The organism is Chryseobacterium aahli (genome assembly GCF_022699665.1).
Lineage (GTDB): Bacteria > Bacteroidota > Bacteroidia > Flavobacteriales > Weeksellaceae > Chryseobacterium > Chryseobacterium aahli.
The window spans coordinates 119,227-134,585 of sequence record NZ_JALDNB010000005.1 but is presented as its reverse complement, the minus strand read 5'-3'; the positions used below and the strand labels follow the sequence as shown (position 1 = coordinate 134,585).

Annotated in this window: 19 protein-coding genes and 1 tRNA gene; 4 read left to right on the top strand and 16 right to left on the bottom strand. The window is 32.8% G+C overall.

What is annotated here, in order from left to right; genetic code table 11:
- Positions 1-68: 68 nt before the first annotated feature.
- Positions 69-1,022 carry a DUF3810 domain-containing protein gene (locus MQX03_RS10925; protein ID WP_242803160.1) on the top strand — a complete coding sequence of 318 codons (954 nt, stop codon included), beginning with the start codon at positions 69-71 and terminating at the stop codon, positions 1,020-1,022.
- 673 nt (positions 1,023-1,695) lie between these two features.
- Here MQX03_RS10925 and MQX03_RS10920 read toward each other — a convergent pair.
- From MQX03_RS10920 to greA, 7 genes are all read right to left on the bottom strand, one after another.
- Positions 1,696-1,769: transfer RNA gene (locus tag MQX03_RS10920), tRNA-Met, on the bottom strand.
- A gap of 44 nt (positions 1,770-1,813) precedes the next feature.
- Positions 1,814-3,097, bottom strand: a complete 1,284-nt coding sequence (locus tag MQX03_RS10915) for a TlpA family protein disulfide reductase (protein ID WP_242803158.1) — start codon at positions 3,095-3,097, stop codon at positions 1,814-1,816.
- Positions 3,098-3,244: 147 nt separating this feature from the next.
- Positions 3,245-3,457: a signal peptidase gene (locus MQX03_RS10910; protein ID WP_242803156.1), complete on the bottom strand. Its 213-nt coding sequence runs from the start codon at positions 3,455-3,457 to the stop codon at positions 3,245-3,247.
- A gap of 8 nt (positions 3,458-3,465) precedes the next feature.
- Entirely contained in the window at positions 3,466-5,490 is a 2,025-nt protein-coding gene (locus tag MQX03_RS10905) for a T9SS type A sorting domain-containing protein (protein WP_242803154.1), read from the bottom strand.
- A gap of 74 nt (positions 5,491-5,564) precedes the next feature.
- Positions 5,565-6,752 (bottom strand): ATP-dependent Clp protease ATP-binding subunit ClpX, encoded by a 1,188-nt coding sequence (gene clpX / locus MQX03_RS10900; protein WP_129534976.1) that lies wholly within the window; start codon positions 6,750-6,752, stop codon positions 5,565-5,567.
- Positions 6,753-6,813: 61 nt separating this feature from the next.
- Positions 6,814-7,203, bottom strand: a complete 390-nt coding sequence (locus MQX03_RS10895; protein WP_242803153.1) for an HIT family protein — start codon at positions 7,201-7,203, stop codon at positions 6,814-6,816.
- A gap of 40 nt (positions 7,204-7,243) precedes the next feature.
- Positions 7,244-7,714 carry a transcription elongation factor GreA gene (greA, locus tag MQX03_RS10890; protein ID WP_242803151.1) on the bottom strand — a complete coding sequence of 157 codons (471 nt, stop codon included), beginning with the start codon at positions 7,712-7,714 and terminating at the stop codon, positions 7,244-7,246.
- Positions 7,715-7,823: 109 nt separating this feature from the next.
- Here greA and MQX03_RS10885 point away from each other — a divergent pair, with 109 nt between their 5' ends.
- The 3 genes from MQX03_RS10885 to MQX03_RS10875 all read left to right on the top strand — a co-directional run bounded on the left by MQX03_RS10885 (position 7,824) and on the right by MQX03_RS10875 (position 9,824).
- The gene (locus tag MQX03_RS10885; protein ID WP_242803149.1) at positions 7,824-8,282 is read left to right on the top strand and encodes a hypothetical protein; all 459 of its coding nucleotides are present in this window, start codon (positions 7,824-7,826) and stop codon (positions 8,280-8,282) included.
- Positions 8,283-8,732 (top strand): D-aminoacyl-tRNA deacylase, encoded by a 450-nt coding sequence (dtd, locus tag MQX03_RS10880; protein WP_242803147.1) that lies wholly within the window; start codon positions 8,283-8,285, stop codon positions 8,730-8,732.
- Positions 8,733-8,957: 225 nt separating this feature from the next.
- Positions 8,958-9,824, top strand: a complete 867-nt coding sequence (locus tag MQX03_RS10875; protein ID WP_242803145.1) for a hypothetical protein — start codon at positions 8,958-8,960, stop codon at positions 9,822-9,824.
- 70 nt (positions 9,825-9,894) lie between these two features.
- Here MQX03_RS10875 and MQX03_RS10870 read toward each other — a convergent pair whose 3' ends face one another.
- The 9 genes from MQX03_RS10870 to MQX03_RS10830 all read right to left on the bottom strand — a co-directional run bounded on the left by MQX03_RS10870 (position 9,895) and on the right by MQX03_RS10830 (position 15,329).
- The gene (locus tag MQX03_RS10870; protein WP_242803143.1) at positions 9,895-10,410 is read right to left on the bottom strand and encodes a hypothetical protein; all 516 of its coding nucleotides are present in this window, start codon (positions 10,408-10,410) and stop codon (positions 9,895-9,897) included.
- Between the two features lie 119 nt (positions 10,411-10,529).
- Positions 10,530-11,054, bottom strand: coding sequence for a hypothetical protein (locus MQX03_RS10865; protein WP_242803141.1), 525 nt, complete (start codon positions 11,052-11,054; stop codon positions 10,530-10,532).
- A gap of 41 nt (positions 11,055-11,095) precedes the next feature.
- The gene (locus tag MQX03_RS10860; protein ID WP_242803139.1) at positions 11,096-12,469 is read right to left on the bottom strand and encodes a DUF4153 domain-containing protein; all 1,374 of its coding nucleotides are present in this window, start codon (positions 12,467-12,469) and stop codon (positions 11,096-11,098) included.
- 29 nt (positions 12,470-12,498) lie between these two features.
- Positions 12,499-12,984: a ubiquinone biosynthesis protein COQ4 gene (locus MQX03_RS10855; RefSeq protein WP_242803137.1), complete on the bottom strand. Its 486-nt coding sequence runs from the start codon at positions 12,982-12,984 to the stop codon at positions 12,499-12,501.
- A 25-nt stretch (positions 12,985-13,009) separates the two neighbouring features.
- A complete protein-coding gene (locus MQX03_RS10850) occupies positions 13,010-13,303 on the bottom strand; it encodes a hypothetical protein (RefSeq protein WP_242803135.1) in 294 nt (97 codons plus the stop codon).
- A gap of 11 nt (positions 13,304-13,314) precedes the next feature.
- A complete protein-coding gene (locus MQX03_RS10845) occupies positions 13,315-14,154 on the bottom strand; it encodes a metallophosphoesterase (RefSeq protein WP_242803133.1) in 840 nt (279 codons plus the stop codon).
- A gap of 138 nt (positions 14,155-14,292) precedes the next feature.
- Positions 14,293-14,583 carry a hypothetical protein gene (locus MQX03_RS10840; RefSeq protein ID WP_242803131.1) on the bottom strand — a complete coding sequence of 97 codons (291 nt, stop codon included), beginning with the start codon at positions 14,581-14,583 and terminating at the stop codon, positions 14,293-14,295.
- 65 nt (positions 14,584-14,648) lie between these two features.
- Complete coding sequence (locus MQX03_RS10835) at positions 14,649-14,939, bottom strand: winged helix-turn-helix domain-containing protein (RefSeq protein ID WP_229983593.1); 291 nt, start codon at positions 14,937-14,939, stop codon at positions 14,649-14,651.
- Positions 14,940-14,945: 6 nt separating this feature from the next.
- A complete protein-coding gene (locus MQX03_RS10830; protein ID WP_242803130.1) occupies positions 14,946-15,329 on the bottom strand; it encodes a hypothetical protein in 384 nt (127 codons plus the stop codon).
- Positions 15,330-15,359: the final 30 nt, after the last annotated feature.

Genomic DNA, 15,359 nt, shown 5'->3' with positions numbered 1-15,359 from the left:
AAAGATTTTGGACAGCTATTTTAGTTGTCCAAATTCTTTTGTTCTTTATATTTTCAAAGCTGAGATTTATGATTTCCGCCTTTGAAAGCTTTTTTGAAATTCAAAAAAAAATACATCAGCTTTTATTTTCTTGGATTCCGTTTTCAGTTGGAGACGTATTATATATTTTGTTGGGAATTTTTCTTTTCTATTTTATAATTAAATGTTTTAAGAAGAAGAGTCGAAATGAGTCACTTTTGAAAATACTGATTCTCATCAACATCTTTTATTTTACATATCAGATTTTTTGGGGAATGCTTTACTTTCAAAAACCGATTATTGCAAAACTTCCCGAAACAGAAATTACACTAGAAAAAAGAAAAAATTTAGCTCTAAAATACCTTGAAAAATGCAAACAGACAAGATTGCTTGTCAATGAAAATCAACAAGGAGTTTTTAATGTTTTAAATATCAAAAATATTCAGGTTGAAATTCTGAATCAGCAAAATAAACTTCCATCTTTCATTTCTAATAAAAAGACAGATAAAGTTAATTCTATTAAACCAAGTTTATTTAAAAATGTAATGAGTTTTACGGGTATCTTGGGATATTACAATCCTTTCACCGCAGAAGCTCAATATAACGCCGAATTACCGTCTTCTTATCTACTCTTTACTCTGGCTCATGAAAGTTCACATCAGCTCGGATTTGCCCGTGAACAAGAAGCCAATTTTATCGGATATTTAATTGGCATTAATTCATCTAATCCTGAACTTAGATACAGTACCGAATATTTTACTTTAAAAAGTCTTTTGAACTCTATTGTCTATGAAGATGAAAAGTTCGTTAATAATGCGCTTAAAAATTACTCTGCAGGAATGAAAAGAGACAGAGCTTATGAAAGAGAGTTCATCTTACAACATCAAGGATGGCTTAATGATTTTTTCGGGTTTACAAATAATCTATTTTTAAAAAGTAATCAGCAGGAAGGTTCGGTTACTTATTCTTATTTCATTGATTTGTTAGTTCATTACGAAAAGTAAAAACAAAAAAAGAATCGTATCAGGCGATACGATTCTAAAAACACAAATGATGAAAAAAAATTTATTACCTTGACTTGTTCCCTCATTCAAGGCTTTGTAAAAATACAACAATAATTCATATTTCAAAATCAGATCCCCTATTTTAATTAAACTTTAAGAAAACTTTATGATTTCTTAGATTCACCTCTTTTATTAATCTCTTTTCAATGATTTACTTATTAGTTACATTTTGTTCTTATGTTTGAACATTTATTAAAAAAAATAAAAAAAATCATTAATTTATCAATAAGAAACAAGTATTATTATATTAAATTTACTCAATAAAATAATTGTATTTTTTATTGAAATTTTAAAAAAAAATCAATTTTTGAACTAATTTTTAGGAAACATTGAGCCTATTGCGACAAAAAAGCCTGCAAAAGAGTAAAATTTTCACTTAAAATATTAGCTCATTGCTTCAAAATGAAAATTTAATGAAATTTTACAAGATTTTTCCTTTAGAATCTTTAATTAAAAGTGTGCAATCGTTTACTTAAATCAATAAATTTTTAAAACAAAAATTAAGTTGCAAGTATTATTATCTAATCTTAAAGAAATAACGACCTTTTTAGTATAAAAAAATCGGAACAGAATATATAAACGACAAAAACCCCTATTACTAGGGGTTTTACTGTAGCGAAGACGGGAATTGAACCCGTGACCTCAGGGTTATGAATCCTGCGCTCTAACCGACTGAGCTACCTCGCCTTTTTGGTGGTGCAAATATATAAAATATTTAACATTTACCAAAATTATTTTAGATTTAAATATGTTAAAACATCACCTACATGGTCTGGTTTACTGATAATCTTATTGTTAGCATCCAAAATAAAATAGCTTGGTGTTGCATGTACATTATAAGTTTCTGCATAAGAACTATTCCACCCTCTTAATTCTGAATCATTGATCCATGGGAATGCTACAATTTTCTTAGCGTAAGAATCTTTATCAGAATCTAAAGAAAGACCAATGATTTGAATATTTTTAGCTTTCATATCATTATACTTTTCCAAAAGTTTCGGAAGTTCGCTTTCGCAGTGAGAGCATGTAGAAGACCAAAAAACAATCACTTTTTTATCCGCCTTTACATCAGCAATCGATTTTGCAGTCGTATTAACCGCAGATTGAAATTTGTAATTAGGAAATACCGCTCCAATTTCTACATTTGCATTAGACTTTATAGTTGATGCCAATCTATCTGTAATAGTACATTTCAGGTTTTTCGCAAGTGTCAAATATTTATTTTTGAACTCTGCCATCTCATAGATATCAAAAATATCAATCAATTCTGATAAAATGGTTTGTCCACGTGGTGTTTCTACCTTTAGCTTGTCTAATAATTTATCTACAGACTGCCCAACATTGGTATTTCCACCAGTGTTTAGAAAAGATACTAAAATAGGCCTTACTAATGATGATGACTCAAGCATGTCATTTGACTTATCAAAGAAATCTATTACTTCATCTTGGCTAACTTTCTTGGTAGGATCGTTTGATAAAAATTTTGCATAATTGGTATTGTAATAAGAGATAAAAGGATGTTTAGAAAAGTCCGCAGTACTTGTTCCGGAAAGTCTTCCGATCTCTGATGTAAGTGCTTTACCAAAATCTGTATTGTCTTTATAATATTCTTTTATTTGAGCCAGAGCTGGAAGTATCATTTCCTTCTTTTGAGATGATTCCTGAATACTGTTCATCAATTCATTGGCTTCATCCTGATAAATAACGTTTTTAACTTTGTTATTAAGAGTTTCAAGCTTGATACTTACATTCTTATTTTCAGAAATAAAGCTGACGCTGTTATTGGTATTCGGAAAAAAAACTTTCATCATCCCGGAATAGTTTTTTGGATATTTAAAAGTCCATGAATTATTCTTGTTGAGCTCTTTTGTAACGATGATGTCTTTAGAACCATTGAGCGTATATAAAATTGCTTCTTGCTCTTTAAAGTCTGCGGGTGCCTGAATGTTTACAGAAAACTGTGCCTGCAATGAGAATGCACACAACATTCCTGATACTACGAATATCTTTTTCATATATAGATATTAAATCTTTTTTTAAGGATTGTATAAAATTGTATATTCTTCATAGGTGCCTGTATTTTGCATCACCACAATTTTATTATGTAAAAATAAAAAAACTCTCTGACTAATCAGAGAGTTTAAAATATTTTAATAAAATTTTTATATTTTTTGCGCCTTGTATTTTTTAGCAAAATATGCAATCATCAAAATGGCTGCGATTACTAAAACATAGACGTACATATCAATTGGTGCAGCTGGTCTTTCACAAGGCTCACCTGGAAAACATGGAGTACCTGGTGTGTTTTGTGCACTACTTAGACCATAGACTACCAAAAAGAGAAGAGGTAATATTTTTTTTACAAGAAATTTCATGTCTTAGTTTATTTTATTAATATTTTGCTATTTACTATAGTTCCGTCGTTACCTACTACTTTTACAACATAGAAAGCCTTAAGACTTGAATCTAATTTTATAACGTAGTCTGAATCTGTTTTCACAGATTTTTCAGAAATAACCAACTTGCCGCTTGCATCGAATACCTCAATAGATGCAGATTTCCAATCTGAATCAAAACGAACTATGTAATGATCAATATTAGGATTATAAGTAACTAATGTTCTTGACTTTTTATTTAAATCACTTGTATTTAGAGAACCTTGTGGCACTGGAGCTCCATAATAAAGTCCGAAGTTTGAGCTATTTACAGGAATAGTAGCTCCTTGATAAACTTGAGCCGCCTGACCGTTACCTACACTATAGTAGAATCCGGTACCGCTAGATAAAGTATGAGTATTATTAGGAATTAAAACAGTATCATCTCTAACTTCAAACTTAAGTGAAGCTACATTCTGACCAAATATGCTTAAATCAATTCTTTTACCTTTATAATTATTCTCATTAGCCTCATTAATATACAATCTATATGCAGAAGAATAATTAGAATCTACTCCTCCATTCACATTTTCTTCAAATGTTTGAATCATTGCAGATGTAGTAGAAGTCATTGCTTGTACCGAACCAACACTAGGGTCAGTTATATTACCCGTAGTAAAGTGAGGTGCTACAACATAGAAAGTTTCACCAATCTGATTTCCTGCAGCATCAAGTGCCAATACACCTAACTGTTTTATACTACCTGAGTTTGTATTCTTGGACGCCGTTACTGAATAAGGATTAGCAGCATCTTCCGTTCTTGCTGTAAATGCAAACCTTCTTAAGTTATCGAAATCTAATGTATGAGCTGTAGCAGTTCTCAGTTTTATTTTAAAAGTATTCAAAGGCTTGATAACCAAACTAGGCAAATTACCAGTAGGTTTTCCAGATACATCAAAAGTAACCTTTTGAGTTTCTGCATACGTTGCAGTTCCACCTGTATTTGAATTCCAAGTAACATTTTGAGGATCAACAATTACACCCCAAATGTTTGATATATTATTATTATCTGTAGATGCACCTGCCTCAACAAATCCAATCATAGATAAATCTATATTGGTAAGAAAAGGATTGGCATACTGATACAAATATTTTCCAAATGTTGGTGCCGTCCATGCCGGAATAGGGTCAAATGCATCACCGATGTATGTATTATACTTCTCTTGATATACATTTCTATTGTTACCACCTGTTCCAAAAGATGCCGGAATAGTAGAAGGAGTTAAATTTACAGTATTGGTTCCAACAGCAACACTACCCAAACCATCGCCGTCTGCGAATGGTCTACCTTTCACAGTACTTAATGTAGTAGGAACATAAGTACTAGTTCCTACAGCATAATATGCAGTTCTATCTGCTAAAGCTGTTGTGGTATTTAAACCAATTGTAATGCCTGGAACACTTGCGTTAGGAATTGGAGTGCTTGGAGGATTAGAACCATCAAATCTTAAGTTCGTATTGCTCCATTTTAGAATTTCTCTACCATTCCATCTAATTTCATCAAATCCTCCACCTAACTCTGAGCTCAGAGAAGCAAAGGTTTTATTGAAAAACGGAACACCAAGTTGTTGATATGCACCATGTTTTGTAGCTGCATACTCTTTATCAACCGATCCTGTTATGTTATTCTGTGGGATCCCTTTAATAAAAAGCTGTCCATACGTAGAAGTAACCGGGGTACCTGGTGTATTTATTCTAAGAATAACATTGGTAGGGTTTGGGGTAACTGACGTACCACCTGATCCTGTAGTAGGTATTGTTTTAATACCATCAGCAGTAGTACCTACAACCATCATGTTACCATGAAGATCAATAACTCCACTACCTCGAGATTGCAAGCCTCCACCGTTATAAACGAGAGTTCCTGCACTTACATACATTTTAGCCGTGTCATCTACATGTAGTAGAACATTCTGCGCCTGAACAGAACTAACAATCGCCAAAAGTCCTATAGCTAATAAATTTTTTTTCATTGTATATTATTTTTGTGTGTTAATACAATTTTCACCGACAAAGATATAACATTTTTTCAAAAAAAATGTTAATTTCACTTATTAATCAAAATATTATCTTCTGTCAATGTGATTTCTTCATCTTCTCCTATTGAAAACATATAGTCTTCCAAAACTTTTTCAGTAGTTCCTCTAAGACCTCTTGCACCAAGACCTTTTTCCATAGTCTCTTCTACAATTTTATCGATTGAGCTTTCTGTAAAGATCAGTTTAGTACCATCCATCTTAAAAAGTTCAACGAATTGATTGGTAATAGAATTTTTAGGTTCAGTCATGATTCTTATCATCGTTTCTTTAGTCAACTTCTCTAAATAAGTGATGATTGGAAATCTCCCCAAAAGCTCAGGAATTAATCCAAAAGAGCGAAGATCAATAGCATTAAGATTTGTTAATATATAATCATCCTCTCCTACTTTGTTAATTTTTTCTGAACTAAAACCAATTGCCTGCTTGTTCATTCTTCTTTCGATAATTTCTTTGATACCATCAAAAGCTCCACCCGCAATGAAAAGAATATTTTGAGTATTTACCTGAATGTATTTTTGATCCGGATGTTTTCTTCCTCCTTGTGGCGGAACGTTTACAATACTTCCTTCAAGTAACTTCAACAAACCTTGCTGTACACCTTCTCCTGATACATCTCTCGTGATGCTTGGGTTATCAGATTTTCTTGCAATTTTATCAATTTCGTCTATGAAAACAATTCCTTTCTCCGCCTTTTCTACATCGTAGTCAGCGACCATCAGAAGTCTTGACAGAATACTTTCTACGTCTTCACCCACATACCCTGCTTCAGTTAAAATCGTTGCATCAACGATACAGAAAGGAACATTCAGTTCTTTAGCAATGGTTTTTGCCAATAAAGTTTTACCCGTTCCTGTCTCACCGATCATGATGATGTTAGACTTCTCAAGCTCAACCTCCCTGTTTTCTTCTTTTGCGTGAAGCAATCTTTTATAATGATTGTAAACAGCAATTGACAATTGTTTTTTTGCCTGATCCTGCCCGATTACATACTGATCAAGAAATTCTTTTATCTGCTTTGGTTTTTTTAATTCATCAATTGTTTCTGCAGGAGAATATCCTGTAGGAGAAACACTTTCTTTTACGATAGAATGTGCCTGCTCGATGCAGTTTTCGCAAATAAATCCGTTTTGTCCTGAGACCAACATTTGCACTTCATTTCTTTTCTTGCCACAGAAAGAACATTGGTTTGCATTCATTTTAATTTAAATATAAGAAAGAAAATCGCAAAAAATTACTTTTTCACGACCTCTTGTTTTGTTAAGAATTAATTATTGAATTTTGAATTTCTGTATATTCTTCTACAGATAACTTCAGCCGTTCGTTTTTAAAATTCATATCTTCTACTTTCTGCAAAGGTATCAGATGAATATGAGCATGAGGAACTTCAAGCCCTACTACAGCTACTCCAACTCTTATGCATGGAATTCCATTTTTTACTTTTTTCGCAACTTCCTGAGCAAATCCCCAAAGGTTTTTGTACTTATCACCTTCAAGGTCAAAAATCAAATCGACTTCCTTTTTGGGAATGATCAACGTATGACCTTTCACCAAAGGCATTGCATCTAAAAAAGCAATAAAATCCTCATTCTCTGCAATTTTGTAAGCAGGAATTTCGCCGTTGATGATTTTTGTGAATATTGAACTCATTGTAAAAGTTATAAGTTAAGAGTTAATAATTTGAATTTTCCTAAAGCGTAATTTCTAATACCTCGAAAGACAATTTGTTTCCGTTTGGTAAAATAATCTCGGCAGTTTCGCCAATTACTTTTCCTAATAAACCTTTTGCAATAGGTGTATTGACAGAGATTTTACCAGACTTCAAATCACTCTCGTTATCCGGAACCAATTTAAAAACCTGCTCTTTTTTTGTATCATTATTCATCAACCTCACCGTTGTTAAGATTGAAACTTTGGAAGTATCAAGCTGAGTTTCGTCAATTACTTTAGAAGTCGTTACAATATCTTTTAGTTTAGAAATTCTCATTTCCAACATTCCTTGTGCTTCTTTGGCTGCATCATATTCTGCATTTTCAGACAAATCTCCTTTATCTCTTGCTTCTGCAATCTGTTGAGTAATTTTTGGTCTCTCTATTTTTTCCAATTGCTCAAGCTCGGCTTTCATTTTCTCTAGTCCTTCCTTAGTTACATAGCTCGCCATAATTTTTAAAATTTAGTTTTAGTATAAAAAAATAATCCGACATTTGCCGGACAATGTTTTTGCGTGTTAATCGTTATTGTTTTACAAATATATAAAAATTTATATTCTAATGAAAAAAACTTTCTCAATCATATCATTTTTCATCTTATTGACTTTCAGTTTATTAAATATAAACTCATGCGGTAGCCGTGAAGATACGGTAAGCTGTTTCCCCAACTCTCCCATTAATGTAAATTTGAACTTAAATCTCGCTACATATAACAACCTCAACTTCGTAGGACAACCGATTTACATTGATGAGCAGCAATCCGGAACACGCGGGCTTATTGTTGTAAGAACTGCAGATTCTCCTGCATCATTTAAAGTTTATGACCGAAATGCTCCACACATCTGCCCCGACAACAATACCACTTTAGAAATTAAAGACAACATCAGCATTATTTGCCCAAAAGACAATGCAACGTGGATACTAATTTCAGGCCAGCCAACCGCTATCTCTTCAGTTCCTCCAAAGACTTATTTCTGGAATTATGATGCCGGAACTAAAAATTTAAATATTTATAATTAAATGAAAGCTGTCATCCAAAGAGTTTCTGAAGCGAGCGTAAAAGTAGATGGTAAAATTGTTGGAGAAATCGGGAAAGGTTTCATGCTCCTTATCGGCATCGACGAACAAGACGAAAAAACCGACGCCGATTGGTTGATTCAAAAAATCTTAAATCTCAGAATTTTCGGAGATGAAAATGAAAAACTCAATCTTTCTGTAAAAGACATTTCAGGAGAAATTCTCTGCATCAGCCAATTTACATTGATTGCTGATTACAAAAAAGGCAACCGCCCCTCCTTTATCAAAGCTGCTAAGCCTGATAAAGCCATTCCTCTATTCGATTATTTCAAAGAAGAAATCGCAAAATCCGGGCTGAAAACCGAAAGCGGAATCTTTGGTGCAGATATGAAAGTTTCATTAATAAATGATGGCCCAGTCACCATCGTAATGGATTCTATTTCTAAAAACTAACTCTACACAAACTTTTCAGGTTAAAATTACCATAATAATTCACTGATTAGAATTATTATGTACCACATTTATATCCCACAAAATTGAATAGTAACAAAAAGTAACATTTAGAATTAATTAACATAAACGTTATTATGTAAAATTTTAATCAAAAAATTAAAGTAATTTTTGTTTTATACATATTTTTTTAATTAAATTTAACAAACCAAAACTAATACGAAAAATATGAAAAAACATTATTTACTGCCCTTTCTATTGATAATGGGATATGGAATCAGTGCACAAGTGGGAATCAATACATCAGATCCCAAAGCAACGCTAGATGTTCACAAGCGAACAGAATTGACATTTGCAGATGGAATAATACCTCCTAGAATTTCTGGTGATTCATTACGACTTAAAGATGCCTCTTATGGTCTACCACAAAACGGTGCAATTGTTTTTGTAACCAGCCCCGTTACTACAGGATCAATAAAAACACAGGGTGTATCTACCACAGGTTTTTTTGTTTATGATGCCAGCTACACACATCCTGGGAATCAACTAGGTATATGGAACAAAATAACTACCACCGATACTAGTTTAGCCAGCAGTACGTATGCCGCAAGAGCTAGCGGAACTCTATCATTATTAAGTTTAGGAATAAATCTTTTAGGTAGTGCAGTAAGAACAATCCCATTATTAGCTACATCTAGCGGAGGTTACAATGTCGAAATACCTTCAGTTCATGTAAGTAATAATGTATATACGGTTCCGTCCGACGGTATTTATCATATCAATTACAGTTTCAGAACAGGACAAGGAATCAGAGCAGAATTATTGGGTAATAACCGACCAGGAGTAATTATAACCAAAACCGCAGTGGGAACAACCACCCCAACAGCACTTGATTACCGTTTGTTTGGAGGGCTGCAACTTTTAGACTTGGGTGTTTTAGGATTAATCAATATATCATTAACACAAGGACAAATCAGTCATATTTACAATTTAAAAGCTGGAGATGTTCTTCGCTTCGGAATTGTAGAAGGAGGCTTGAGTTTAGGAGTATTGACAGATGCTTCCGCAGAATTAGCAATTTATAAAATAAGATAAAAACATTTATTTAAAATAACTACGGCTTTCTAATCTGAGAAAGCCGTAGTTATTTATTATGTTATTAAAATTATCTCACAGGTACACTACTAAAATTCAATGCCACTTTCAGATTCATATCAGAAGATGTTTGATTTTTTAGTTCGTAGACAGTTCTTACCGTAACACCTGTACTTTTTACAACCTCATCCAAAAATCCTGCCTCGTTGTTTAAGTCTAAATTTAAACTTGATGAATTTGAAGATATATCTGATCTTGAAGCCACTAATCTTTCATTAGTCCCGGTAGATGAAATGTAAACCTTTACTGATTTTAAAGCACTCAGATTACCACCCGTTGGAGAAACCACTGATATTTTAGCATCAGAAATTCTAACATCTTTGATCTGTGCATTATTGTTTCCGCCAAACCAAGTCTGAACATTAGTTGCCGTTGCTGTTGACGAGACTTCTTTGTTTGCAGGAACTCCCGTAGATACTAAAACATTTGCCGTGTAAGGAAATGTATTCTGAATAACCGACTGCACGGTTCCGCAACTTACCAAAGCTGTTGAAGCAATGATTGCTGCTGAAAATATGTTTTTCATAAATAGATATTTATTTTAAGGTCTCATGTTGCCATCATTTGTATAAATACAATTTTGAAGCTGATGACTTCATAAAAATTAAATTTTAGAAGTTTTGATTTGCAGAAATTATACCAAATCTATTCTACATTCACAGAGAAACTGCCGGTAGTTTTACCGTCTGCCATATTATTTTTCCCGATAATCAACCACAACTCGCCAGATGTAGGAACATTATAGGTTATTTCTCTCATAAATGGCCCATCCATTTTGCCGTCAGGAAGTTTGATTTGATTAAATCTAATATTAAAATCCTGCTGTTTTGTGGTAATCTTTGCTGTAATTTTAGACTTATTGAAATTAACAATTTTCAAAATCAGCTTATCATGTTTGTCGGTAAATTCTTCATCGATTTTAAAAGAACTGCTTCCGTCTTTCGTTATGATGATTACTTTATCTTTTTCCTCTCTTATCAATTCTTTATTGACAGAATCTTTTTTGATTAAAGAATCACTTTTAGGCATATTCGCAGAATCTAATCTCGACTGAGGAGTTGGTAACTCATTGACAACCAAAGAATCTTTTTGTGCCATATCCGATACCGCCGCTTCCTTTTTGCATGATAAAATCATTAAAGGAATAATTAATAAGATTGATTTTTTCATTTGAAGATTTTTTTATGAAGAAACAATCCATTTCAATCACCTTATTCACGAATGGTTTCATAGTAAAGGATTTTTGAAAGAAATGTCTCTGATTTTTCAGTTTTAACTTTTTCTAAAATCTCTTTTTTCAACGGTGTGTTTTGTTTTTCTTCAGCATATTTCAACAAATATTTTTCACTGAAATTGATGGATTGCAAATGATAATTAATGGCAAAATCATCTCTTTTCATGTTTTGAGAAGTAATCAATCCGCCCCAATTGATGTAACTACAAGCTAAAATTGTTCCATAAAAATACCAGACCATGGCATTGAAAAGAAAGACATTCTTTTTTCTCATCTGAATTTTGACAAAGGTCATTACGAGCCCAATTAATGACAAAATAAGAAAAGCATAAACGCCCAAACGTTTGTAAGTAAAACCGTAATTGATGATGTATTCTGTATTTTTAAGCATTGCAGAAATAACTAAAACAGCATTCAAAACAATCCAAATTTTGACTAAAATTTTCATTAAACCCGCCTTAGAATCAAAGTTGAAATTTGATTTAAAATAAAACATAATCACCAAAATTGCCATTACAATAGACATGATTACTGCACCTACTCTCTCATGTGTTTCTTCAGACAATTGATTAGGCGTTTTTACAGCTTCATAAAATTGCTCGTAGTTGAAAGTAATAATAAAAAAGACCAACAAAATATTTAAACAAAAAAATGAGATCACACCGCTCATTCTTTCAGAATTTAAATCTAAAAAAGAATATGTTGCTTTTTGAATTTTATCTTTAGCTTCAAATTCGTTTGCCAGAATATGGTTTTGTTTGTAAATCAATTTTTCCACAGAATAATTCCAATAATTGAAAGCTATAAAAAAACCTAAAATGGAAATACATAGCAATTGCCAAAGATCTATATCTAATTCATAATCTGTAAAAACGCTTGCAAAATGATCGCTTCCCGCAGAGTAAATTCCAAAGAAAATCGAAATAAAAATAAGCGGAATTAAAACAAATGCTAAAATTTTCTGCCAAAGACCAGAAGCATTCCGTTTCGGAAGCCATTTATCTAAATTGAAAATTCTACAGATAAAAGTAAAGCAATTGACTACAAAAACCGGGATCAATAAAAGAATTTTCATCCTCTTGTTTTGTGAACGGTAAGAAAGCAGCAAAAGTGAACTTACCACCGCCAAAAATGAAGCAAAATCTCCGTACCATGCAAAAGCAATACCCGAAAAAATACTGGTTACCAAAAGAATCATAAAGGTTCTCGTCCTATTTTTCTCAGGAGTTTTAAAAACAGTGAGTACAGAATATACAATCGCTAAAATCCCGAGGTTGAGACCGATATTTTCGTTGTAAAAAAGCGTTACAAAGATGGCGGTTGTAAGAAATATATAATGATGTGTTTTCATGAGGAAATTTTTTAAGATTAAAGTTGTGGCTAATATAAAACAGGCGTTTCTTTTTGGCGGATGAAGTCTTTTACATTTTCAAAATTCTGCCACAACAATTCTTCAAAATTTATATGATGAAATGGCCGCATTGATTTTCCTTTGTGGTAAGCTTTGCTGTAAATTTTATAATATTCCGGAAGAATAATGCTTCCCAAAACAATTGCCGCCAAAAGATGGGCATTGAGTTTTCCGTTCCCAAAAAGGAGAAACTGCATGGCAATCTCATCTTCGAAGTTGGTTCCGCAATCGGTAATCAGATGATGTACATCGTGATTTTCCATTTTCGGAATCATCGTGAAACCATGTTTTTTATAAAATTCTCCGAGTTTTCGGCCTAAAGAATCTTTATCGAATTCTAACAGCTGCTTTTCATTGAACTGCCATTGCCTTTTTTTCTTTTTAAAATATTTTCTGTATAGTTTTTGCGTTTTGTCGTAAACGAAAAGCAAGAATTTTACACGTAGTTTTTTCATAGTTTGCGTATTTTTAGATTTATATTTAATTCAGATTCAATCCGATCACTGCATATAGTATGGCTATTGGAATATTTATAGATATATAGCCAATTGCACTTAAGCAATATTTAAACTGTTCTTTTTCAAACAGACCGTAGACAAAAAGAATAATGACAATTAGAAGATTGATGAGTGTACCATAAATCAACAGTAAAAATCCAAAAATGGCAAAACTGTCAAACTTCGTCAACACATACCCGAACAAACTGATGTTTCCCAATATTAAAAATAGAGCAAACACACATTTTCCAAAATAAATAAAAGATTGATTTTTCATTATAAAATTTTTTAAGCTTGTATTAAAGTAAAAACCGTAATCTCCGGCCTAACCATAAACCTTACCTGAAAAGAATGACCGATTGCACGGTTGATATAAAGCATCCTACCATCTTTCAAATCAATTTCTCCAGAAACATATTTTCTATTTTCTACGGGAAGAATCGGCGTAATCACACCAGGAATTCTGCATTGTCCTCCATGCGTATGACCACTCAAAATCCAGCCTTGGTAACCGTTCCAGACATCTTTATCACAAACATCAGGATTATGACAAAGCACAAGATTCGCTTTTTCAGGATTGTAATTTTTCATCACTTTCATCGGATCAAAATTGGGTGACCATAAATCGTCGAAGCCGATAATGTTTAAACCGTGAGATTCTATTTGTTCGTTATTCAACATGGTAACGCCATTGTTTTGAAGAATACGGCAAATCTCTTTTGAAGAACCGAGATTTTTCCAAGTTTTTCCGTAATCGTGATTACCAAGAATCCCGAAAGTTCCCAACTTACCATAAACTGCATTTGACATTACCTTTTTCAGGCTTTCATGATCTTCGGAAGTTCCGTGATTGACGTAATCTCCGGTGTAGACAACAAAATCAGGACTGTAATTTTGGGCTTTTTGAAAAGATTCAATCAAAAAATTCCAATCGAAACGGTCTCCGACATGTAGATCTGAAATCTGCATTAATATTTTCCCTTCAAGATGTTCAGGTAAATTTTTGATGGGAAGTTTTCTTTCAACAAATTCTACCCAAAATGGTTCGATCTGCCATGAATAAAGAAAAGGCAAAGCTCCGACTGCAGAAAGCTGCATGAGTCTTTTTAGAAAATGTTTTCTGGTCATGATGTAAGGTTAATGTGATTATTTTTGATTTAAACTTTCGCAGATCAATGGATTGTACAGATTTCAATCGGATAAAAAATCTGCGGAACAGCTCAATCTGCGAGAAAATTTTCATCTTTGATTGCTTGGAAAAGCACATTAGCTTCCTGCGAACGGAGTTCCGAAAAGACCGACTGCCAATTCCATCCAAACCAAAATAAGAATCACAACAATTAAGAGACTGATAAAGATTTTGTAATTGCTGTTTTTAACGATTGCTCTCACCAAGCTGATTAAACCAGCCGTTCCGAAAAGTAGAATTGCCGCCAAGATAAAATCAAATCTTGACCAGTACCAGCCTTCTACAAAAAGATTTCCTAAAAATGCTGCCACCATTAAGAGTGCTGGTACAGCAAAAATTGCCAGAGTTGTTTGTTTTTTTGTTATCATTTTAACTAATTTAAATCTATAAAGCACTTTGTTTTTCAAAGTTAATTTTCAAAAAAATATAGAATTTATCTTCCTATTAATTTTTCTAAGGCATCTAAATGCTCGGTAAAAGCAATTCTACCGTTTTGAGTTACACGGTACGACGTTTTTGGCTTTTTACCGACAAATTCTTTTTTAACTTCAATGTAATTGGCTTTTTCTAACGCATTGCTGTGACTTGCCATATTTCCGTCTGTGATTTCCAGCAAACTTTTCATTTCAGAAAAATCAACCCAATCGTTGACCATAAGAACAGACATGATGCCCAATCTTACACGGCTTTCGAATTCTTTGTTGAGTTTTGAAATGTTAATCATAATTCTCTAATCTTTAATTCTTCGGTGTTCAACTTTCATGGTTTCATAACCTGCATCATAATAAATATCTAAGTAATGATCAACAAAACCGAAACCTCCACCCGTCCCCGCTTCATAAGTCCATTTATAATTTTCTTTATCTCTCCAATCAGGTTCTCCTAAGATTTGCCTTACATGTAAACTATCTTTTTTGATCAAAAATTTGCTATCAATCAAATCATCAATCATTTCAAATCTGCTTAATCTTTTATTAATATCTTCACCAACAAGAATCCATCTTTCTCTTTCAAATTCTCTATACTTTTCTTTCGTTAATGCGTAAATAAAAGCACCTACCAATAATGTATATAAAATGATTCCAATAAAACATGACAAGATAATACTTACCATTATTCTATAATTTTTATTCTTTATTCGTTT

What these genes read in the sequence shown, in the direction of transcription:
- MQX03_RS10925 (WP_242803160.1), top strand. Translation starts at nt 69, where the DNA reads ATGATTTCCGCCTTTGAAAGCTTTTTTGAAATTCAAAAAAAAATACAT.
- MQX03_RS10915 (WP_242803158.1), bottom strand. Translation starts at nt 3,097, where the DNA reads ATGAAAAAGATATTCGTAGTATCAGGAATGTTGTGTGCATTCTCATTG.
- MQX03_RS10910 (WP_242803156.1), bottom strand. Translation starts at nt 3,457, where the DNA reads ATGAAATTTCTTGTAAAAAAAATATTACCTCTTCTCTTTTTGGTAGTC.
- MQX03_RS10905 (WP_242803154.1), bottom strand. Translation starts at nt 5,490, where the DNA reads ATGAAAAAAAATTTATTAGCTATAGGACTTTTGGCGATTGTTAGTTCT.
- clpX (WP_129534976.1), bottom strand. Translation starts at nt 6,752, where the DNA reads ATGAATGCAAACCAATGTTCTTTCTGTGGCAAGAAAAGAAATGAAGTG.
- MQX03_RS10895 (WP_242803153.1), bottom strand. Translation starts at nt 7,203, where the DNA reads ATGAGTTCAATATTCACAAAAATCATCAACGGCGAAATTCCTGCTTAC.
- greA (WP_242803151.1), bottom strand. Translation starts at nt 7,714, where the DNA reads ATGGCGAGCTATGTAACTAAGGAAGGACTAGAGAAAATGAAAGCCGAG.
- MQX03_RS10885 (WP_242803149.1), top strand. Translation starts at nt 7,824, where the DNA reads ATGAAAAAAACTTTCTCAATCATATCATTTTTCATCTTATTGACTTTC.
- dtd (WP_242803147.1), top strand. Translation starts at nt 8,283, where the DNA reads ATGAAAGCTGTCATCCAAAGAGTTTCTGAAGCGAGCGTAAAAGTAGAT.
- MQX03_RS10875 (WP_242803145.1), top strand. Translation starts at nt 8,958, where the DNA reads ATGAAAAAACATTATTTACTGCCCTTTCTATTGATAATGGGATATGGA.
- MQX03_RS10870 (WP_242803143.1), bottom strand. Translation starts at nt 10,410, where the DNA reads ATGAAAAACATATTTTCAGCAGCAATCATTGCTTCAACAGCTTTGGTA.
- MQX03_RS10865 (WP_242803141.1), bottom strand. Translation starts at nt 11,054, where the DNA reads ATGAAAAAATCAATCTTATTAATTATTCCTTTAATGATTTTATCATGC.
- MQX03_RS10860 (WP_242803139.1), bottom strand. Translation starts at nt 12,469, where the DNA reads ATGAAAACACATCATTATATATTTCTTACAACCGCCATCTTTGTAACG.
- MQX03_RS10855 (WP_242803137.1), bottom strand. Translation starts at nt 12,984, where the DNA reads ATGAAAAAACTACGTGTAAAATTCTTGCTTTTCGTTTACGACAAAACG.
- MQX03_RS10850 (WP_242803135.1), bottom strand. Translation starts at nt 13,303, where the DNA reads ATGAAAAATCAATCTTTTATTTATTTTGGAAAATGTGTGTTTGCTCTA.
- MQX03_RS10845 (WP_242803133.1), bottom strand. Translation starts at nt 14,154, where the DNA reads ATGACCAGAAAACATTTTCTAAAAAGACTCATGCAGCTTTCTGCAGTC.
- MQX03_RS10840 (WP_242803131.1), bottom strand. Translation starts at nt 14,583, where the DNA reads ATGATAACAAAAAAACAAACAACTCTGGCAATTTTTGCTGTACCAGCA.
- MQX03_RS10835 (WP_229983593.1), bottom strand. Translation starts at nt 14,939, where the DNA reads ATGATTAACATTTCAAAACTCAACAAAGAATTCGAAAGCCGTGTAAGA.
- MQX03_RS10830 (WP_242803130.1), bottom strand. Translation starts at nt 15,329, where the DNA reads ATGGTAAGTATTATCTTGTCATGTTTTATTGGAATCATTTTATATACA.